General features: G+C 42.0%; 17 protein-coding genes. 13 read left to right on the top strand and 4 right to left on the bottom strand.

Features of this window, described 5'->3' with window-relative positions:
• Positions 1 to 140: 140 nt before the first annotated feature.
• Complete coding sequence (locus AB4Z50_RS19485; protein WP_339206102.1) at positions 141 to 989, top strand: helix-turn-helix transcriptional regulator; 849 nt, start codon at positions 141 to 143, stop codon at positions 987 to 989.
• Between the two features lie 80 nt (positions 990 to 1,069).
• On the opposite strand, the gene AB4Z50_RS19480 is transcribed toward AB4Z50_RS19485, so the two are convergent.
• A complete protein-coding gene (locus AB4Z50_RS19480) occupies positions 1,070 to 2,998 on the bottom strand; it encodes an ABC transporter substrate-binding protein (RefSeq protein WP_441881182.1) in 1,929 nt (642 codons plus the stop codon).
• Between the two features lie 118 nt (positions 2,999 to 3,116).
• Between AB4Z50_RS19480 and AB4Z50_RS19475 the strand changes: the two genes are divergently transcribed.
• The 4 genes from AB4Z50_RS19475 to AB4Z50_RS19460 all read left to right on the top strand — a co-directional run bounded on the left by AB4Z50_RS19475 (position 3,117) and on the right by AB4Z50_RS19460 (position 7,021).
• Entirely contained in the window at positions 3,117 to 4,250 is a 1,134-nt protein-coding gene (locus tag AB4Z50_RS19475) for a helix-turn-helix domain-containing protein (protein ID WP_441881181.1), read from the top strand.
• Positions 4,178 to 5,035 (top strand): ABC transporter substrate-binding protein, encoded by an 858-nt coding sequence (locus AB4Z50_RS19470; protein ID WP_441881211.1) that lies wholly within the window; start codon positions 4,178 to 4,180, stop codon positions 5,033 to 5,035. Before AB4Z50_RS19475 ends, AB4Z50_RS19470 begins: the two co-directional genes overlap by 73 nt.
• A gap of 242 nt (positions 5,036 to 5,277) precedes the next feature.
• Entirely contained in the window at positions 5,278 to 5,796 is a 519-nt protein-coding gene (locus AB4Z50_RS19465) for a TetR/AcrR family transcriptional regulator (protein ID WP_441881180.1), read from the top strand.
• Between the two features lie 238 nt (positions 5,797 to 6,034).
• Positions 6,035 to 7,021 (top strand): NAD(P)H-binding protein, encoded by a 987-nt coding sequence (locus AB4Z50_RS19460; protein ID WP_441881179.1) that lies wholly within the window; start codon positions 6,035 to 6,037, stop codon positions 7,019 to 7,021.
• 221 nt (positions 7,022 to 7,242) lie between these two features.
• Here AB4Z50_RS19460 and AB4Z50_RS19455 read toward each other — a convergent pair whose 3' ends face one another.
• Positions 7,243 to 7,872 carry a YfbR-like 5'-deoxynucleotidase gene (locus tag AB4Z50_RS19455; protein WP_339206107.1) on the bottom strand — a complete coding sequence of 210 codons (630 nt, stop codon included), beginning with the start codon at positions 7,870 to 7,872 and terminating at the stop codon, positions 7,243 to 7,245.
• Between the two features lie 257 nt (positions 7,873 to 8,129).
• Between AB4Z50_RS19455 and AB4Z50_RS19450 the strand changes: the two genes are divergently transcribed.
• The 6 genes from AB4Z50_RS19450 (at position 8,130) to AB4Z50_RS19425 (ending at position 16,615) form a co-directional block, all read left to right on the top strand.
• A complete protein-coding gene (locus AB4Z50_RS19450; RefSeq protein ID WP_441881178.1) occupies positions 8,130 to 9,344 on the top strand; it encodes an MFS transporter in 1,215 nt (404 codons plus the stop codon).
• Between the two features lie 261 nt (positions 9,345 to 9,605).
• On the top strand, positions 9,606 to 11,345 hold the full coding sequence (locus AB4Z50_RS19445; RefSeq protein ID WP_441881177.1) for a sensor histidine kinase: 1,740 nt from the start codon (positions 9,606 to 9,608) through the stop codon (positions 11,343 to 11,345).
• Positions 11,346 to 11,373: 28 nt separating this feature from the next.
• Positions 11,374 to 12,948, top strand: coding sequence for a response regulator (locus AB4Z50_RS19440; RefSeq protein WP_441881176.1), 1,575 nt, complete (start codon positions 11,374 to 11,376; stop codon positions 12,946 to 12,948).
• Between the two features lie 165 nt (positions 12,949 to 13,113).
• Entirely contained in the window at positions 13,114 to 14,034 is a 921-nt protein-coding gene (locus AB4Z50_RS19435; protein ID WP_339206112.1) for an ABC transporter permease, read from the top strand.
• 14 nt (positions 14,035 to 14,048) lie between these two features.
• Positions 14,049 to 14,981 carry a carbohydrate ABC transporter permease gene (locus AB4Z50_RS19430; protein WP_076270694.1) on the top strand — a complete coding sequence of 311 codons (933 nt, stop codon included), beginning with the start codon at positions 14,049 to 14,051 and terminating at the stop codon, positions 14,979 to 14,981.
• A gap of 47 nt (positions 14,982 to 15,028) precedes the next feature.
• A complete protein-coding gene (locus tag AB4Z50_RS19425; RefSeq protein ID WP_441881175.1) occupies positions 15,029 to 16,615 on the top strand; it encodes an ABC transporter substrate-binding protein in 1,587 nt (528 codons plus the stop codon).
• A gap of 120 nt (positions 16,616 to 16,735) precedes the next feature.
• Here the strand turns inward: AB4Z50_RS19425 and AB4Z50_RS19420 are convergent, their stop codons facing one another.
• Positions 16,736 to 18,016, bottom strand: coding sequence for an MFS transporter (locus tag AB4Z50_RS19420; protein ID WP_441881174.1), 1,281 nt, complete (start codon positions 18,014 to 18,016; stop codon positions 16,736 to 16,738).
• A gap of 193 nt (positions 18,017 to 18,209) precedes the next feature.
• Between AB4Z50_RS19420 and AB4Z50_RS19415 the strand changes: the two genes are divergently transcribed.
• On the top strand, positions 18,210 to 18,572 hold the full coding sequence (locus AB4Z50_RS19415; RefSeq protein WP_441881173.1) for a DUF423 domain-containing protein: 363 nt from the start codon (positions 18,210 to 18,212) through the stop codon (positions 18,570 to 18,572).
• 72 nt (positions 18,573 to 18,644) lie between these two features.
• Here the strand turns inward: AB4Z50_RS19415 and AB4Z50_RS19410 are convergent, their stop codons facing one another.
• Complete coding sequence (locus tag AB4Z50_RS19410; RefSeq protein ID WP_441881172.1) at positions 18,645 to 19,325, bottom strand: GDSL-type esterase/lipase family protein; 681 nt, start codon at positions 19,323 to 19,325, stop codon at positions 18,645 to 18,647.
• Positions 19,326 to 19,559: 234 nt separating this feature from the next.
• Between AB4Z50_RS19410 and AB4Z50_RS19405 the strand changes: the two genes are divergently transcribed.
• Entirely contained in the window at positions 19,560 to 21,869 is a 2,310-nt protein-coding gene (locus AB4Z50_RS19405) for a helix-turn-helix domain-containing protein (RefSeq protein WP_441881171.1), read from the top strand.
• Positions 21,870 to 22,038 lie beyond the last annotated feature (169 nt).

The following is a 22,038-nucleotide window of genomic DNA, read 5'->3' as shown; positions in this document are numbered from 1 at the left end:
CACTGTTGTTATGCCTTATTGCTAACCAATATAGCATATGATAATATGAATTATAAGCACATATCTTATCTAATTTATTATTTTTCTACGTATATTACTTTGAATATAAACTCATTACTTTACATGGTGGTGTAATGTTTGTGGAGTCAAATTTTTATGAAGCTGCGAAGTTTGATATTAGTCGTGAGAGAAAAACTGACACAAGCATGCCATCACGTCATTATCATAATGGCTATGAAATCTTCTATCTCGTCTCTGGTGATATCAGCTACTTTATCGAGGATAAAAGCTATCAGGTGGTTGGCGGCGCGTTATTGATCATCAATGTGAATGAGATTCATAAGCTGGTCAATTCAAGCAGAGAATCATTTGAGCGGATTACGCTGTTGTTTCAAGAGGAATTCCTTGAGGATATGTTTCCTTACAATGACAGCTTTCATGTGCTATCCAGCTTTTCAAGCGGCAAAAATTTCATGCCCTTAAACGGCCAAGAACAAAGCATGATCGAGAAGCTTTTCGATAAAATGATTGCGGAATTTATTAAGCAGCCTCCCGGCTATGAATATTATTTAAAAACACTGCTGTTCGAGCTGCTTATTTTCCTTTACCGCAAGACGTCAACGCTTCCTGCAGCTGAACATGATGGAAGCAATCCGATCAATAAAAAGATTTTCGAAATCGTTGACTATTTGAACCAGCATTATCATGAAAACCAAACGATTCAGGGCATATCCAGCAGGTTTTTCATCAGCTCCTCTTACTTTTGCAAAATGTTTCGGGAGAACACAGGCTTCACCTTCACAGAGTACTTGAACAATGTTCGAATCAAGGAGGCACGCCAGCTCTTAACGGGGAGCACCTTGAAAATAGCTGATATTGCTGAAAAGGTAGGCTTTGAGAGCATGACGCATTTTGGACGTATTTTCAAAGATATTACTGGCCATTCACCGCTCAAATACCGCCAAGCCTATAAGTTTGAATTGAATTAACCCAATAAAAAAAAGCCAACTCCGACGCAAATCATGCGCGGTTGTTGGCTTTTTTAGATTAAGCTAGTTATAGTTCAACCTTATTTCTGCGACTGCTCTACCTGTGCGATTAACGCATCTACCGCTTCATCCACGAGGTCAGGACCATAATTCCATTTATTACGGGTTATGTTTAAGACACGATTATTTTTTACTGCGGGAATGGCTTTATAGAGAGGCTCTTGGAATAGCTTTGTCATCTCTTCCAGCTCTTCATCCTTCATTTGTGTGAAGAAATAGTCTGCAGGCCGATCAGCCAAAGATTCCATCGACAACGCAGCGCCGCCGTCTGCAAATTTCTCAAATTGCTCTGGCATTTGGAAGCCTAGATCCTCATAGATCAGCTTGCCCAAAGTACCGCCTTTGCCTCCCAATAGAACCTCGCCCTTATAAAGAATGAACGTGATGGCGGTTGTACCTTCTTTAATATTAATATTGATCTCATCTCGGATACGCTCAAGCTTCTCCTCGAATGTAGAAATCCATGCTTCCGCCTCTGGCTTCCGGTTCATGACATCGCCCATCGCTCGGAGCGTATTGATGACATCTGGATCGCCGCCCCATGCTACGGCAACCGTTGGAGCTATTTTCTGATAAGTTTCGTAGATTTCAGCGCTATGATAGTCTGGCAGTATAATGATGTCTGGTTGCAGGGCAGATATAGCCTCTGCATTGCCAAGTCCATCACCAATACTTTCAGCCTCTGTCATGGTGTCTGGATATTGTTCAAGTGTACCTTGATCGACCCCAACTGGCTCTAGTCCTAGCGGCAGCAAATAACCACCGTATGTAATGACGACAGCCTTGCTCGGCTTAACGGGGATAGTCACTTCTCGCCCTAATGCATCCTTATAAAGCCTAGTCTCTGCCGGCAATGTATCTGTACTTTCACTTTGCTGCTTATTATCGCCCTCCGTAGACTGCTGCACATTTGAATCTGAACCACCACAAGCAGCAAGCAGCAACGATAGGCTAAACAATAGCGTTACAGCAAAAGAAGGCTTAAAACCAAAACTCATTTCATCCACTCTCCAAGTATCTTGTTGATAATGATTATCACTGTTAACAATATAACCTTCTTCTAGGGAGGGAGCAATGAACGATTCGGGCATAAAATTTGTGCGAACTGAACTTTTTAAACCGAGGTTATGCATTTTGAACTGAGCTGGTGTCTCGCCAGTTTGCTTTTTGAAAAGGCGGCTAAAATAATACATATCTGCATATCCGACACTGTAGGCGATATCACGAATGGTCACCTCTGTTTCATTTAGCAAAAACTTAGCTTGATTCATACGTGTCTGAACGAGATACTCCATAGGGCTGCATCCATATTTTCGTTTAAACACTCTGGAGAGGTAGTGTGTACTGTAATGAAATATATTCGCGATCATCTCCATGGAGATCGTTTCGTGATAATGCGCATGAATATAATTAGCGATCTGTACAGCCAGATCTGGCGAGGCAGCTTCAGTATCAGCGATACGCAGCTGGCGGAACTGCTCATGCACGAATTGGTAGAAGAGACCTGTCACCTGCAGCCGGTCCAGCTCTTCACTCAGTTTCCAATGCTGCAGCATAGACTCTAGTAGAGCAAGCAAAGATAAGGGGTGTTTCGCTTTAAATGTATATTGCTGCCCAAATGGAGCATGCTGCTCAGCTTGTCTTTGCGTGGATTGAGTAGATAAGCCGCGCATAGGTTTATATAAAATAAGATAGTAGTCAAAAGGACGGCTCAGACAGCTGATATTCAGCGTAGCGCCTTTACCGCCGTGCAGCAGCTGGGAATTTGAAGATTCGACGGCCATTCCATCAAGACTTATTTTAGCCTCACCTTGGTTAGTGAAGATAAAAGCATTTGCTGGAAGGCGGTAAGCTTGCAATTCCTCACCTGTCTTCATTGCCAAATGCCGAATATCAAGCACTTTGACCGGCGTTTGGCACCATATTGTGATGGTCTCATGCCATTCCATAACCACACCCCGTGACGGATTACATAGAATTATTTTACTAGTGAGAATACATATCATTTATAATATATAATCATATCGTACCCCATTAAGCGCGTATAGAGAAAGCAGGTTTCTGAAAATGGAATTGCATGATCATTTGGTGTCATGGAATCATGCTTTTTGCACCATTTTTGATGTCCGTCACATCAATATGAAAGCCGAAGAATCGTTATCTGCCTACTCCGTACCTGCCAGCATATTTGTGATGTCTATTCAAGGAAGTGCGCAAGTTTGTCTGGATGGTGTGGATCACCATGCCAAACGATTTAAAATATTTCATACTGGCAAAGGATCAGTTTTGCATATTTGTGCTGGTGCCGAGGGGTTTGAATATTATGTGATTTATTATAAAGCACGTATTCCATCGCCTGTTCGGCAGGAAATGATCGATCTGGTAGAGCGCGCCCAACCTTTTCATGCCCAATACGGCTTTGTGCCTGCTTTTCCGGTAGCATTATATCGCAGCATGACAGACATGCATAAGGAATGGGGAAGGGCAGAACCGCTGGGGAGATTGCGTGTGAGGGCTTTGCTCCATCAATTTGTATATGATTTATTAAATCAAATGCAGGTACAGGGTGTGCGACCAGAAAAACGCGATTTGGCAGTTCAAATCATTTCGATTATTCATGAACGTTATGCAGAGTCCATTACTTTGGAATCCTTATCTGAAACTTTGAATTACAGTGTTCCCCATTTGTCTACTTATTTCAAAAGCCGGACAGGCCTCAGTCCGATCGATTATTTGATCAAGGTACGCATCGATAAGGCAGCAGAGCTGCTGCTCAGTACCAATGCCACGCTAAGAGAAATCGCTATCGGTATTGGTTATCAGGACTCTTATTATTTAGGCAGAATGTTCAAAAAAAATAAAGGTATGTCACCGACACAATATAAATTGAAGTACTCTTCCAAGCACAAGGTAGAAGATTATCCTTCCATAAGCATGAGATCGTCCATTGTCTCCCCCAATCTACTCGGCTATACTGATTTAAATGATAATCATTATCAGCGAAGTGGAGAGGGAGAAATACCAATGATTAAACCATTCAAACCGTCCATGGTGGCGGGATTGCTATTAAGTTTTATTTTATTATTGAGTGCCTGTGGGGTAGAAAGTGCAGTGGAGACGACTAATCCATCAACGGCGACAGCGTCGCCCCTGCTGAGGAATCCCAGACCAAAACCATCTCTACAATTGCTGGAGATATAGAAGTTCCTACGCATCCGAAACGAATCGTAGCAGGTGAATATTTAGGAAGCCTCATTGCGCTTGGTGTTGTCCCTATCGGAACTTCTAACCATCACATTAAAAACCCTTATTTCGGTGATGCTTTAAAGGGCGTTGAAGATATAGGAGAGGGCAACGGCAATATCGAGAAAATTTTGGAGATGGAACCCGACCTTATTATTATGGACGATACCTATGCTGAAATGAATGAACAGCTGCCAAAAATCGCACCTACGGTTATAATACCTTATGCATCATTGAAAACCGTTCATGAGGAAATTACCTATTTCGGCAAGCTGCTCGGTAAAGAACAGGAAGCAGAGAAGTGGCTCAATGATTATGATCGAAGAATAGCCGAAGCCAAGCAAAAAGTATTGCAGGTCGTTCCGGCTGACAGTACCTTCTCCATTCTAGAAATAATGGATAAAAACATTTCCGCGGTAGGCGCAAACTTTGGCAAGGGTGGGCAAGCCGTTTACGGAGGATTTGGCTTCAAGCCGCCAGCTGCCGTTGTTGATGAAATGAAAGATCCGGGCTGGGCATCTATATCCAATGAGGTATTGCCGAAATATGTGGGGGACTATATAATACTGACTTCCGATTCGCATACCCTTGCAGATCTCAAGGCTGATCCGATTTGGAATACGCTTGATGCGGTCAAGAACGATAGGGTGTACATATGGGGAAGCGACCGGTCATGGTACTGGGACCCCATAGCGATCCTACTCCAGACTGAAGAAATAGCAGAATGGTTAGTTGGTAAGTGATTGTAGTTAATGTGAGTTGCCTGTGGAATAGGGTACAGCAATAATGGGTTATTCAAAAACGAAGATAACAGTGGATATGCAGCTGTTGTCTTCGTTATTTCGATTTCAATTGATTGAACTCATGTGTTTAAATTGCAACCGGGCTAAAAAGCTATTGCATTCCTTCAAGCGATAAGTTATGATCAATTCAGTTAGTGATTGATCAATTACTAACAAGAGAGTACTTAAAGGTGGAAGATACGATGGAAAAAAATACAGCAGCGTCCGTTAATCGCCGTACAGATATTATTGCTGCTGCGATTGAAGTTTTCGCTGAAATTGGATATTATCGCGCAACAACCGCAAAGGTTGCTGAACGTGCTCAAATATCACAGCCGTATGTTTTTCGTTTTTTTGCAACGAAGGAAATTCTATTGAAGGAAGCCTTGGAGGTTTCATGGACACGAATCGTAGATGCATTTCGCAGCGTGATCGAGACAGCGGGACCTAATCAGCTTGAGAAGGAGCTTGTTGAAGCTTATATAGAAGTCATGAAATCGTATCAGAATGAAACGCTGCTGTTAATGCAGGCTCAGACGATAAAAGACGAAGCGATTGTCGAGGTTATGCGAAATGGATACCGTGAAGTGCAGCAGTTAGTGTTACATGCATTCCAGCAAGCTGGGCTTGAGAATCCGAAGGATAAAACGGTTATATTTTTGGCTAGAGGCATGCTGTGTAATGTCTCGATGGCGCTATCCTTGCCGGAGTTAATGTATTAGAGCTGATTTTTGGCTCTTTAACCTATTGATGTAATTGATCAATCAATAAATGTTTTACATCAATAAAATTACATTTAAATTATTTGGCATATTAGGGGCTAGCATGGCTATCTAAATACAGACAGTGATAGAAGCTTGCCAAGGTAATTGATTTGTTATTTGTTTTTGGAGTCAATGCATTGTCAGTACGCCAATTTGTTAGTGATTGATCAATCACAAATTTGAGGAGTGAATAATAATGAAAAAAGCTATTGTATTAGGTGCTACCGGAGGTACTGGAGCTCCCATAGTTGAGGAGCTTCTAAAGAGAGGAATCGAGACTACGGCATTCGGGCGGTCTCATCAAAAGCTGAAGCAGCTTGCAATGGATTTGGGTAATCCTGAGCATTTATCGCTTAAAGTCGGAGATGTTCTTAATACCAAAGAGCTGATATCAGCTTGCGAAGGTCATGAGGTTATTTTTAGCTGTGCGAATGTGCCGTACAATGACATGCATACGAAGCTGATCCCTATGGGACAGGCAGTTATGGAGGCTGCTAATCAGCTTGGTACAAAAATCGTCGTTGTGGATGGCATTTATCCTTATGGGAGAAAAACGACTACTCAGGCAACTGAGGATCATCCTAAAAATCCGCACACTAAAAAAGGAAAGGTTCGACTGCAGTACGAGCAAATGGTGTTTAGCCCACGGTGGAATAAGGCGCATAAAATGATTGTTCGTTTACCTGACTATTATGGCCCATCTGCTAACCAAGTATCCTATTTGGGATCCACTTTAGAGGGAATTGCAGCTGGCAAACCTTCCGTATTTATTGGAACGATGAAGGTTGCTCGTGAATTTGTTTATTTGCCGGATGCGGCAATTATGATCGTGGAGCTGGCCATTAGGGAGGATGCTTATGAGCAGAACTGGCATATTCCAGCGTCAGGCGTCATCTCTGGCCGCGATTTTGTAAAGATAGCCCAGAGGGCAGCAGGTACGTCAAAACCAGTCATACCGCTTGGCAAAATGGGCTTATCGCTGCTCGGTTTATTTTCCCCAGTTATGAAAGAGGTCGTTGAGATGCTGTATTTAACTGAGGAACCATTCGTATTAAGCGGTGAAAAATATATGCGGCTTGTCGGACCGATCCCTGCCACACCATACGAGATAGGGATTAAGGCTACAATTAATACACTTATGAAACGGAATGAAGTAAAAGAGGCAATATCGCGTAGAGGCTAAAAAAGTACGGAATGAAATACGGCGAATTGTGGTTTTATACAACCACAGTTCGCGGCATTTAGTTAAAAAACAGAAGGGATAGTGGGTTTGATTTAAAAAAAGGAGGGAAGATTAGTGGTAAATGAGGCGTGTTGCCATTTTGCAAGCATTGACTACAGGCATATAAAAGGTGATGTATTGCTGAGGTTTATTACGGGATTTAACAGGAGTTGAAGTGAAAGCTACAGCTCTAAGGCTTCCTTTGTAATCTTTTGAATATCGACAGGACAATTGGAGCTTTCTTTCACGATGTCTGGTAAAATGTGCTCTAAAAAATAATCTACACAATGCAGCTTTATTTTTTTGATTTTGACGAGCGCTTCACGGTACATAACGACAAATTCCTTTTCGGTGTTGCCTCTTTGCAATTCCGTAAGCGCCTCGTAAACTTGATCAAGCTTATCAGCTACTTCAAGAATTAGACCTTCGACGGATTCATCTTTGCCCTCGCGCAGTTGTCTGCGGAAAATAGGCTTAAATTCCTCAGGAATATTTTCCTCGATAAAAAGAGCGATCATGCCTTCCTCAACCTTTTGCAGCATGCCACGCAGTTCTAAGGAGTAATGTTTCACTGGTGTTTTAATGTCTCCAATAAATATTTCACCATAATCATGGCTGCTCGTAATTTCGTAAAGCTTCTTCCAGTCTATTGTGACACCGTTCGTTTCTTCAATATCTGCTAATGTTTTGGCGTATTGAACAACCTTCCAAGAATGAGCGGATACGCTGTGCTCTTCAAACTTAAATTTACCTGGACAACGAATGATACGTTCGAGATCGTTAAGCGATTGAAAGTACGTATGAATTCCCATAGCATGCAATTCCTTTCTTTTTCCCAAAGATGATGTACAATGCGAGGCATTAGAGTTAGTATAAAGCTCATTTGTTAATGGACGATAAAATGAATCAGGTAATATATGTAATAACTAATAGGGCAAGCATTGATTTATTCTCTTGTCAGTACGACGTAATCCTGCTATTATCATAATGACTTATTAAAGATCTTTAATAAGTCGGCATGAACCTTCTTAAACAAATGGATGACGAACACCAAGGAGATCAGATAACGATGGCAACGTTCTTTTTAATTATTATTTATTTGGCTTTTATTAGTTTAGGTTTGCCGGATTCCTTGCTCGGATCAGCATGGCCTGTGATGAGAATGGATTTGAATGCGTCATTAGGAACGGCTGGGAGCATTTCCATGGTTATTGCAGCAAGCACGATCGTTTCGAGCTTGATAAGTGGTACCGTACTGCACCGTTTTGGCACGGGGAAGGTAACGCTTGTGAGCTGCATCCTGACAGCAGGAGCTTTACTTGGTTTTGCATGGTCTCCTTCAATTATATGGCTAATTATTTTTGCGATTCCGTTAGGTATTGGCGCGGGCAGTGTAGATGCTGGATTAAACAACTATGTGGCTACCCATTACAAAGCTCATCATATGAGCTGGCTGCACTGTTTTTGGGGAGTAGGAGCTACGTTAGGTCCAATCATTATGGCTTCGTCTATCTCAGGTCAAAATCTTTGGAGAGATGGTTATCTCACGGTTGCAGTTATTCAGTTTATTTTAGTCGTCATTTTATTTGTTTCTCTTCCTTTATGGGATAAAGTTGCAAAAAACAGCCATGTCATAAATGCTGATGCTCAAAACGAGCTGCATGATCAGAAGTTGGAGCAGGCCGCTGAAAATAAGAAGCCATGGCAAATAAAAGGGGTCAAATTAGCGATGCTAACCTTTTTATTTTACTGCGGCATTGAAGCCAGCATGGGATTATGGGGAAGCAGCTTTCTTGTAAATATTAAAGATTTGCCTGCAGCGACAGCTGCGCAATGGGTATCATGGTTCTTTGTCGGAATTACAGTTGGTCGAATGATTACTGGATTTATAACATTTAAAATGAGCAGTCGCATGCTGATTAGGTACGGCCAGCTGATCGCATTAATCGGAACAGTAGTGCTAGTGCTGCCGTTGCCATCTATCGTCTCGCTTGTCGGATTTATGATTGTAGGGCTTGGATTAGCTCCGATATTTCCGTGTATGCTGCATGAAACACCTGCGCGATTCGGGAAAAAGAACGCACAGTCTATTATGGGTTTTCAGATGGCTGCTGCCTATACGGGCAGTACGCTAGTGCCCCCTTTTCTAGGATTGCTTGCAACGAATACAACGATTAGTATTTTTCCATGGTTTATTATTATATTTGCGATTGCTATGCTCTTGTGTACGGAAAAATTAAACAACTTTTTGAAAAGATTGCATGTAGGAATAGCAGTGAAATAAGTCCCAGCATTAGCTGAGGCTTAAAGGAAGAAAAGAATGAATAAATAAGAGAATATACTTAGAAGCCACAACCGTATCTGGTTGTGGTTTTTTTTGCATTATGCGATATTAGCCAGCATTTTTCTATTATTATCATTCTACAACCGATTGTATTTAATGAAGCCATACTGTAATATCTTTATTAATTATATGGATTTTTATTACAATAATATGAAGCTATCATTTTAATTTATGGGTAGAACGGGCTAAAGGCGGGAGAAAATGAAGAGATTCATTCCGAATAAAATGTATATTCCGTTTACGTACAAGATGATGATTCCGTATCTTATTCTTGTGCTGCTGACTGACGCTGTAATCGGATACATCTCCTATACGATGCTCATTGAGTCGAGAACAGAGATGGCAGAAACGAATATTCGGACGGCTATGAAGCAGACGAGGAGCAATATTGAATATCAGCTGGATGAGATCCAGCGAATGTCCAGTACACTTTTCAGCAGCATTACTTTCCAGAACGCTCTTCAATTTGAAGGAGACCAGCTCGATATGATGCTTAAAATGAGGGATGATATTATTCCGCAAATGAAGGCGCCTCTCCTGCTGTATGGAAACAATATTAGACTGGCGCTCTATACGGTAAACGAAAATATGCTTGAAGTTTCGGGCGATGATATGGCAACCCCGATTGGCAGGCGTGACTATTATGTTCTATCTCATCACAGTATAGAGAATACGGATTGGTTTAAATCCATTTCCTCTACATTCCAAGACCATCTATGGATTCAGGTCGATTCGGACCAAAAACTAAACAACATCTCTCATTTCCGTAGATTAGTCACATCCAGCGGCATTTCGTCTACGATCGGCTATTTGCGCGTTACGGCTCGCTTCGATGAATTGTTAGGCAACTTTGATACATTCCCAATCGAAGAGGGCATCAGCCTGCGATTAATTGATATGGCTTCTGGACTTAATCTATATGAACGAGGAAGCATAGATGAGAAGGCTAGCATGAAATCATATTTGAGTGTGAGGGAAGAGATTCCAGGAACAAATTTTGTGATCGAGACGTTGGTTCCTCATTCCTATCTAAATAAAGATGCGACCAGAATGAAAAAAGCGATAAGTACCGTTTGCTTCATCAGTTTCTTGGTTATGGCGTTTATCGGAGTGATTGTTGCCCGTCTGTCAGGGAAAAAGATGAAGCGTATTGTAACGCTCGTGCAATCGTTCCAAGAAGGGAATTTTTATAAGCGGATTGGTTTTACAGGAAATGATGAATTTGTTCATATTGCAGATTCTTTTAATCAGATGGCAACCAGCATTCAGGACCTCATCAAAAATGTATATGTGCAGGGCATTCAGAAAAAACAGGCAGAGCTTGATGTGCTCCAAGCGCAAATTAGCCCTCATTTTTTATACAATACACTCTCAACGATCGGCAGTCTGGCTAACTTAGGGGAAGTAGATAAAGTAACAAAGATGGTGCAGGCGCTGTCCAAGTTTTATCGGCTTACGCTAAACGGAGGCAATGTTTATATCACGCTTGAGAAAGAGCTTGAACAGGTGGAATCCTATCTAGACATTCAAAGAGTGAAGTATGCAGATACCTTTAAGGTGTATTTCGATATTGAGCCTGAAATTGCACATATCCCGGTTATTAAGCTGATTCTTCAGCCGTTTGTCGAAAATATTTTCAAACATGCTTGGTTTGGGGAAACGATCGCTATTCGTATTACTGGGAAACGTCTCGGGAGCCATATTGAGCTGAAAATTATTGATAACGGGATCGGGATGAGACCGGAAACGCTGAAAAGAATGCTGGCAAGCACGATCCATTCAGACCGATACGGTCTGAAAAATGTGGAGGAACGTATCAAGCTAAGATACGGTAAGGACTTTGGCATTCATATCGGCAGCATATATGGAGCAGGAACGACGGTGCAAATTATTCTTCCGATCGATGAAGAAATCATTGAAGATTTGGAACCGCTGTCATAATGATGCGCCAGAGGAGGAGAGTACCGACATGGATATCAGCATCCTATTGGTAGACGATGAAGCAATAGATTTGGAGTGGTTAAGGCGCCGGGTAGCGGGCAATGAACAGCTATCCCTCCAAGATGTAGGAACGGCAATCAGTGGATTTGCAGCTTTGAAGATAATGGAACAGAAGCGCATCGATCTTATTTTGTCCGACATTCGAATGCCGATCATGTCTGGAATGGAGTTTGCTCGCAAGGCAAAGGAAATGAATCCTCAGGTTCATATTATTTTTATAAGCGGACATCAGGATTTCAGTTATGCCAAAGAGGCCATTCAACTGAATGCCAGCGGTTATTTGCTTAAGCCTGTAGATGATAGTGAGCTCAATGATATGCTCGTTCTCATTTGCTCTAAGATTGAGAACGAACGGCAGCAGAATATGGCCTTGTCTGAAACCTTATCGCTAGTAAATCAGGAGCTGCTGCTTCGGTGGTTTAATGAAGCGACGCCAGGTCAGGTTGAAGCACATATTCATACGATTTTATCGCCTCTGTTACAGCAGGGAGCTTCTGTCTCGATTATTGAGATTGATGATCTCGCATGGAAGCTTAAGGAGAAAAGTGAGGAAGAGCGGCGATTGTTTATGAATCAGATCACCCTCTTTATTCGCAATTTTGCATTGGACAACAACTTGGGCAGTATGATGACAAGCTATGATTACCATTATGTTCTGCTGGCTGCTGTTCAAGAGGAGTATATGACGGCGTTGCTGGAACAACTCGTTCGGCAATTTAATGAGACGTTCTCTTGCTCCATTACGATTGGGATGGGCATGTACACGAATGATATCGCTAAGCTTCATGACTCCTATCGGCAGGCGAAAGCAGGATTAAGCATCAAATGGATCATGGGTAAAAATCGAATCATTCAAGGCGCTTTCCAGTGGAGCCCCAAACAATCAGCCGCATCAAATTTTGAAGAGGTTGTTGATGTTATGCTTCGAGCGATGCTGGAGTATGACCTGACGACTATTGACGACTGTTTGCTTCAGCTCTTAAACGGTGAAAAACCGTTGACCCAGAAAAACGATATTTATGATCTCATTATTCGTATTACCTCCAAGCTTCATGCTGATTTGCAGCAAATGAATGAACATATGTACGAAATGCTGAAATGGGAATCTCATCATCCGATTATTTTATTTGAATTTGAAACGGTGCATGATATCCTGTCTTGGCTGAGGAGACGGTTCTTTGAACTGTCTGAACTGCTGTATTTAAAGAAGCAGCGGCAGAAGCGCAAGCTGATTGATCAAATTACAGCCTATATCGAGCAGCGATTGGATCATAAAATAACGCTCAATGAGGTTGCTGCCCACTTTGACTTCACACCAAATTATTTGGGACAGCTATTTAAAACAGAGACGAACATACTATTCAGCGATTATCTCAATCAATTGCGGATGGAGCGGGTGTGCGAGCTATTAAAGGACCCGGCAAAGAAGGTTTATGAAATTGCCGAGCAGGTCGGCTATAAAAATATTATTTATTTCAATAGACAATTCAAACAAGCGATGGGGCTGTCACCTGGAGAATATCGAAAAAAGCATAAAATCTAAAAAATGTAGTGCAAGGCTCAAGTCGAAAACAGGCGTTGGGCTATTTTTTTTGCAAAAGATATTCAAATCGTTGATTTAGTATTGGTTTTAGTTGTTTCACATAATTAATTTATTTACCGCTGCTTTTTATAATATGTGTACATAGAGAAGAGAGGGGCAGTGTTGATGATTCGACATCGATTTTGGAATGATCTGAACAAGTATAAAGTAATCCTTTTCATGCTGGCGCCTGCCGTTCTATTTTATCTCCTGTTTGCCTACATTCCGATGGTCGGCATCATTCTTGCTTTTAAGCATTATGATTATGCGGGCGGTGTGTTTGGAAGTCCGTGGAATGGCCTCGACAACATTCGCTTTTTCTTCGAATCGGGCGATGCTTGGCGGGTGACAAGAAACACGGCGTTGTACAACATAGCTTTTATAGTCGTAAACAACTTACTGCAAATGTTCGCGGCCATATTTTTGTTTGAGGTTGGCGGCAAATGGTTCCGTAAAATTACGCAAACGGTTATTTTTCTCCCATACTTTATCTCTTGGGTCGTAGTTGGAGCGATTGCCTACAATTTATTGAATAGTGACATTGGTACGGTGAACGTCCTGCTGAAGAGCTTTGGGATGGAGCCGGTCGACATTTATAATACACCTGAATATTGGCCGTTTATACTTGTATTTGTCTCCGCTTGGAAGATGCTTGGTTATGGAACGGTAATGTACTTGGCCGCTATTACGAGCATTGACACGGAAATGTATGAAGCTGCTGAAATTGATGGGGCTAATATTTTCCAAAGAATGATGCGAGTCACGATTCCGAACCTGTATCCGACCATTATTATTTTAGTCTTATTGGCAGTCGGCAACATCTTCCGCGGTGATTTCGGCATGTTCTACAACATGGTTGGCAATAACGGGGTGTTGTTCTCCTCCACAGATGTCATCGATACCTTCGTATTTAGGTCACTTATCACAACCAACGAGATCGGAATGTCAGCGGCGGCAGGCGTGTATCAGTCTATACTTGGCTTCACGACAATCATGCTAGTCAACTATGCTGTTCGTAAATATGATAAGGATCGCGCTTTATTCTGAATGGGGGTCAAGACATGAATGCATCCGGCTTGAGTTTAAATAAGAAAGCAGTCAAGGCTGCTAAAATAAAAAAAGTGGATCAACGGTTATTTTATGCGATTGGCTATACCGCGCTTGTGATGCTGGCCTTGTTATGTATCGTTCCATTTATTTTGATCTTATCGTCATCCCTAACGGATGAGAGCAAAATTGTTGTGGACGGGTTTCAGCTTTTCCCAAGCGAATTTTCATTGGAAGCTTACAAAATACTTTTCAAATACCCGGATCAAATGATTAATGCTTACATCGTAACAATAGCTGTTACCGCGATTGGCACGATAGCTGGTTTGTTTCTAACGTCGATGACTGCTTATTGTCTAAGTAGAAAGGATTTTAAATGGCGTAATCACTTTTCGTTTTATTTCTTCTTCACCACGTTGTTCAGCGGCGGACTTGTTCCTTGGTATTTGCTCATCGTCAACTATCTCCATATGAAGGATACCGCGCTAGCTTTAATTGTCCCGCTGTTGTTCAATGTTTTCTACATTATCGTGATGAAGTCATTCATGAGCGGTATACCGGAAGCGATTACGGAGTCAGCAAAAATAGATGGCGCAGGCGATTTTCTAATCTTTATGCGACTTATTCTTCCACTGTCCAAGCCAGCTTTGGCTACAATAGGTTTGTTCTTGGCACTCGGATACTGGAATGATTGGTATAATGCGCTGTTATTTATTTCGAATGAAAAATTAATGCCGCTTCAGTACTATTTGTACAAAATGTTAGGCAATATGGACGGCATGCGCAAGGCGATGATGGGATCAGGCGCGGTTGTGACGACAAGCCTTCCGACAGAGGGTTTAAAGATGGCGATGACGATCGTAGCAAGCGGACCCATTCTAATCGCTTATCCATTCGTTCAAAAATATTTTGTTAGAGGTTTAACGATTGGCGCTGTAAAAGGATAGTTCCAGGCAATCCTGGTTTATCAATATATGAATTGGGGGTCTCCAGCATGTTTAAGAAAAAATCGCTTTGGCTGGCATTTGTACTAACATTCGTTTTCATTTTAAGTGCATGCTCAGGCAACAGCAACAAAGAAGCCGCATCTCCGAAACCAGCGAACGAAGGAACCGAGACCACTACGGAACATCCTGCTACTGAGCAGCCTGCCGCTGCAGAAGAGGGGATCGATACTTCCAAGGAAGTTAAGCTTAAAATGATTTTTGTAGGTCCGAAGCCGGTAGATTATGATACGGTGTTTGCTGAAATTAATAAGAAGCTGAAGGAAAAAATTAATGCGACAATTGATGGCGAATTTCTAGATTGGTCCGATTGGGCTCAAAAGTATCCATTGAAACTAGCAGCCAATGAAGAATTTGACTTAATTTATTCCGCGAACTGGGCTGGATATAATGATCAGGCGTTGAAGGGCGGGTTTTTAGAGCTAACGGAAGAGATGCTGTCTAAATACATGCCGGAAACTTGGGAAATCATGCCGAAATCCAGCTGGGATCAAGCAAAGGTAGACGGCAAGCTATACATGGTACCACAGAACAGCGGAGAGTCCGTTGAGAAGCTCATCTTGTACCGTGAAGATTTGCGTGTGAAATATAATCTTCCTGCGATCGACAGTCCTGAAGCTTACGCGAATTACTTAAAGGCGGTTTCTGAAAATGAGAAGGGTATTGTACCCTTTACTCCAGAAACAGGGGATTGGAAGCTCCACAATTTAGATCGTATTTTGCTTAAGCAGCAAAGTGAGTGGAATATGCTTGATTTCGATCTTCCGATCGGATTTAAGCTGACAGATGAGACGGGAAAAATCTTCAATGTGTATGAAACGGAAGAATTCAAGCAGTTGCTCTATTACTATAAGGATCTTGCAGATCATAATGCTTGGTCAAAAAACGTATTAAACAACAAAAACGATCACCAGCAGGATTTTAAAGAAGGAAAAACGGCTTCGATTACTCATAATATGGGTACGCTCGGTTCCTTGAAGGCGGCGATGGAAAGAGAAAACTCTCCATATAAAGCTGCGCTTGCTGATATTACGCCTGCTAAGAAAAAGTCTCAAGCCGTTGCTACGCAAAATGGAACATCGGTTCATGCGACATCGAAAAATCCAGAACGTGCGCTCATGTTCATTAACTTGATGCAAAATGATAAAGAACTTCATAATCTCATGATGTACGGTATTGATGGCGTGAACTATGTAGCTGATGGCGACGATAAACTTAAGTCGACAGACAAGACCGCCAACTATACAGGCTTCTCCAACTGGAGCTTTAACTCGCCGCTCAATCGTACGGATGCGGCATTCCCAGAAGAGGCATCTGCCATGAGCAAAGCATGGGAAGCAACGGTATATCACTACCCGCTTGAAACCTTTGTGTTCGACAACAGCAAAGTGAAAACAGAAGTGGCTAATGTGAGCAACGTCATGCTTCGTTATGCGATTCCGCTCGAATACGGTGCGATTAAAGATGTAGATAAAGGCTTGGAAGATTTGCAGAAAAAAATCAAGGCTGCTGGAATCGATAAGATTATTGCAGAGGTACAAAGCCAAGTTGATGCATTCCTTGCAGCGCGGAAATAATTGAAAAAAAAATCAGCCCCCAGATTGTATCTGAGGGCTGATTTTCTGTTTGAAATATAAGATTGTATAAGTTTTCATCTTATAAGCCACTTATATTTAACGGTCAAAGCTGCTTTAGCGTCAAATAGACGCCGAAGGCGTTTTTGCTGCGGCAGCCGTTTTTTTCTCGCGAAATAACATAAAAAATAGCATAGATGCTGTGACATAGAGTGCTCCAGTTATGCTGAACGTGATGGCGTATCCCCAGTAGTAGCCATAGGTAGCAATGAGATGAGAATGAATGGGTCCCATCGTAGCCCATCCAAGCATAAAAGCTGTCTGCATACAGGAGTTGGCTAGGCTTTGCTTTTTTGCAGAAACCCGATCGATCAAAATAGCCGATTGCAGCGGATTGGCCGCATTCATAAGCGCTTGTCTGAATAGAAAGCTTATAGAAGCGACGAGTAACAGGTTCGTAAAACCTGTTAATAGCAGGAATGGCAGCGATAAGGTTTGAAAAATAACGATCGCTTTCACTTGTCCAACTCGATTGGCAAGCGACGGGCCAATGAGCATAGAGATAATGGTCATGACTTGACCTAATGAAAGCAATAAGCTCATCGCACTAAGCGATATCGAGAACCGATTGGTGAAATACAAATTCAAATAAGGAACTACAAGACCCGATCCGATACCAATCAAAAGCTGTATGGAGGCGAACTTAATAATAAATGACATTTCTTTATTAGGATGAGCTGATTGGTTCGAAGCAGACTGCTCGTTAGTTGCTTCAACACTTTCCTTCTGGCTGCGCGCAGATTCCCTAATGGCTTGCAAAGGTAGAAATGCTGCCATTGTCGCTATACTGCCTGCAAGTAAAACGATTTTGAAGGAGAGCAGCTTACTTAGTCCTGCCGCCTGCATAATATCTGCAATGACGCCTCCGCCAAGGCTGCCGCCGACCTGAGAGGCGAGTACAAATGCTGAAAAAATACTGAAAATGCGCAGTCGGTCCGCTTTAGCTACGTTTGTAGCAAGAAAGGGAATGGCAAGCACCTGAAAGATGGCAGCAAATAAGCCGGTCAGAACGGCCATTGTAAGTAAGCTGCTTTCTGTTTCAAATAATGAGCGTCCAGCGAGTACCACACCGCTGCAAAGAGCGCCAATGACGAGCAGGCGCTTGCGGCTGGCGCGATCGCCGAATAAGCCAATGGGAATGAAACATAACGCGGTTGCGAGTGATTGCATACTGACGATTTTTCCGCTCATGGCATCGGGGTAACCGAGCTCGTGGATGTACAAATTGTAGAGTACCGAGAACATGCCCGTACCGATTTGATATAACATGTTTGCTAGAAAAAATAAACGAATATTGCGGGACCAGCCCTGCCACTCTGTGGCGGTAGATTGAAAGAATTTCACGTAGATGCCTCCTGATGCTATACCAAACTACATTACTCCTCTGGCAACAGTAAATCAATCGGAAATTATTATGTAAGGAAAAATAAGTAGAGTGCTGTTGTCTAATAGGATGAAACCTAGGAGAGCAATTCCCTCCCTCGATCAATCATGATATGCTAAATGTACGACTTGAAAGATGAGGTGGGATATTTCTATGCAAACATTTGTAATGATCGGCAGTATTTTGATGGTGCTGGCGGTTGCTATTGGTGCGTTCGGCGCACACGCGCTGAAAAGCAAAATAACACCGGATAAGCTAAAGGTATATGAGGTAGGCGTGCAGTACCATATTGCGCATGCATTAGGCTTGATATTAATTGGACTGCTGGTAGGACAGTATCCAGATGTTCAGCTTATCGTTACCGGAGGCTGGTTTTTGGTAGCGGGCATTATTTTGTTCTCGGGAAGCTTATATGTGCTGAGTATTGCCAAAGCCCGGTTTCTTGGTCCAATTACACCGCTAGGCGGACTTTCATTTATGATTGGCTGGGTGCTTGTCGTTGTGGGTGTTCTTTAGGAGCATCTCAACGAATTTCAAAAAATGACACCAACCCATTAGAGGGAAGATGTCATTTTTTTATTTCTAAAACTAATTGCGAGAAGCAAGATAGGGAATTAATCCGTTTGCGATCACTTGATGACCACGATCATTGGGATGGATAGGCAGAGTACCGCTCAATGCATCTTCTAATCTCCCATTACGATAGCCATAGATTAGTGAGGCTTGTTTTCCTTCAAACCATCTATGAGCGGGAGCGATTTGTGCATGATAGCTTTGGGCAACCTCAAGCGTTGTGTAATTTAATTGGTCGATAGCAGCAGCTGCTAGAGAACTATTCGGGAACGGATTATATTGCGTGCAGCAAATAATACGGGCGTCGCTTACGCTTTTTATATGAGCGAGAATGGCTCGTAAATTTTGCCTGTAGGGAGTTAAGATCGGTTTTATAGCTATTTGCTGTTGGTTCTTAATCGAAGACAATGCAGCATTTGCTAAATCTACCCCTCCAATCCAAACAGAAACAACATCGGATTTGCTTATAGCAGCGGAACCCTTCCAGATGACTGCGTTTAATAGATCATGACTGGTCCAGCCCGGACGAGCTAATACATATCCAGTTGCCCTGCGGGAACGGGAGCGTGAATTTAAAGCGGCAACGGCTAGTTGGGGATATGCTTTTGCGAGTGAGGAGGCATTCTCCCCATAGGTAATAGAATCTCCAAGAGCTGTATAGAGCATAACGATATCACCCACCCTATTCTTAATCATATAGACAATGCAAATAGGCTAGTAAAGGTTTGACATTGACAATCAACAGTCGTTTATTCTTCTATTTCGCTAGTGCATCTCTATAGTTATAGTATTGCAATACTATGCTGTTTGCGTGGACATTTGTTCAGCAGCATGTAAATTGGATAAATTCATTAATAATTATTGACTTCATTTCAAATGATTTGTACGCTGTGCTGAGGAGCAAAGTCTATCAACATAGGAGTCGACAGAATGAAGCTTATAGAAGGTAACCGAATAATTAATCGTAAAAGCTTTCTGAAGTATCCATCATTTTATCGCAAAATGATTGTTTTTACGTTATTATCATCAATCATTCCTATCATTATCCTTGGGATCACCAGCTATATTTTAACTTCCAAAACGGCTAAAGATAATGCCAGCCAAGACATTACCCAGGTCTTAAGCTACGCTTCAGAGACCATTGATAATGGGCTTGAAAGAGTAGAGAATAACTTAATTCAGCTGGAGCTGAGCTCGTTCTTCACTTCAGACTTGAAGGAAATGAAACGTACCAATTATTCCGGTTTTTATTCGAGTATCTATCAGAACATGTTGGCTTTTATGAACGGAAACCCACTTGTTAAGGATATTTCGCTATATACATTGGACGAGAAATACTTGATTTCATCTACTTACGGTGGCAAAAAAATGGAGTCGGCAGTGGAACGGGAAAAGTATGAGAAGCTGCTGGAAAACAATCAGCAATTAGTTTGGCAGGCTGGTTATTCCCAAGGCGGTCAAGTGTACGATTCTGGTATTACCTTAACGAGTACAATTCCATTACATACAAAAGATCCGATCGATATTATTCAAGTCATTATTGATAATAAAGCGTTTGAATCTCTAACTAAAAAATTTGTGAAATACAAGAACCAGCATATGTTTGTCATCGATGAAGGCGGCCAGCTCGTATTCCATATGAATGGATCTGAAGTGCCTAAAGATTTGTTTGAATTGATAACGGTTGCACACGAGGGCAAGCAAGAGTTTTTATATCAATGGCAGGGCCGGGAGTACTTAGTTACTTCTATGGTATCTCCAATCAAGAAGCTGCTGTTTGTGGATATGATTCCGACAGCGGAGCTTTACAGCAGCGCAAGGAAGATTGCGGGTATAACGATTGGCATCGTGCTTGTTGTTCTTGCTGCGGGAATTGCGCTCGCGATGATCGGCACGAAAAGGGTATATAGTCCGATTCGGAAGCTGGTCTCTCATATTAGTGATAATCAACAAGCGGATATGGGGACAGACGAATTTAATTATGTGCAGCAGCGGTGGAAGGAAATTAACAGTAAGGCGAGTCAGCTGGAAGGCCAAATCAATCAGCAGTTTCCACTTATTCGGGAGTTGTTTGCATTAAGGCTATTGGAAGGGCAATTTAGTCATGAACGACGTGAACATTTGCATGAGCTTTTGCGCAGATATGCTATTCCAGAGACACAATGCGCAGCTGTTTTTATTATTTCATATGATCACCTATCGGACGCAGGCAAGTTTCAAGAGTCGGATAAGGATTTAATTTTGTTTATTATAAAAAATATGACGACAGAATTGCTGGAGCAGCAGCAGCTAGAAGGCTTGGTCATTAATGGATTAAATGATCAAGTTGTGGTTTGGTTGTGGACAGAAAATGAAGAAATGAATGCATGGTCAAACAATTTGAAGTCTGGCATTGAAAAAATACGACAGCAGATTACTCATTTTCTACAATCTCCAGCAACGATTGGGTTAAGTCGTGCAACCTCGCAGGTAGAGGAATTGCCCGATTTATATCGTGAGGCGCAGCTTGCTATTTATTCGAGGATGATTAATGGCGGCAATCAGATTATTGAGAGCAAAGGGCTTGCGGTTTCAATGATGTATCGTTATCCAGCGGAGATCGAGAACCATCTTATCGATTCATTACAGGTCGGTGATCTCGCTGAAACGAAGCGTTTGCTTGATGCTTTTTCCAATAAAGTGCAATCTGCAGTGCATAATCCCGAGCTTATTAGGATGTCGTATGATCAATTGTTGTCTACGACTTTACGAACCGTCTATTTAATGAACATGAGTCCGGAGCAGCTATTTGGAAGAACCGCTAGTGAGCTCAATTTCGATATGAGATCATGTGCAACGATTCATTCCATTAATGAGTGGCTGATAGATCGTATATTTGAACCCATTATGATGTCCGTGAGCGGCAAGCGGAATCAAGAGTATGAGCAGCTTATCGAAAAAGTTACAGACTACATTGCGGCAAATTATAATCTTGATATTTCTCTGGACCAGTGTGCGCAGATTTGTAATCTGACACCGCAATATTTAAGCAAGCTGTTTAAAAGGATCATGGATATCTCCTTTATCGAGTACCTCACACAGGTTCGTGTAGCGAAAGCGAAGGAGCTGCTCGAAGCGACGGATTTGCTCGTAAATGAAATAGCGGAGCAGGTAGGCTACAACCCTAAAAATTTCATTCGCGTATTTAAGAAGCAGGTAGGCTTGCCGCCTGGGCAATATCGAGAGATGCATCGCAAGTAAATTGCCAAACAAAATCGAATAGGCTTATTTCAAAAAGGCTTTGCTAAGAGTGAGAGAATTGTAACCTCTCCATCTTGCAAGCCTTTTTTTGATTTTAGGGGGTGTGAATTTATAATCTGGCAGGGGTTAAAGAGATTAATTAATGAGACTCGAAGCATCCACAAACCGA

It is taken from the genome of Paenibacillus sp. 2TAB26 (assembly GCF_052115145.1).
Lineage (GTDB): Bacteria > Bacillota > Bacilli > Paenibacillales > Paenibacillaceae > Pristimantibacillus.
The sequence above is the reverse complement of the archived record's forward strand: the minus strand, read 5'-3'. Positions and strand labels throughout refer to the sequence as shown.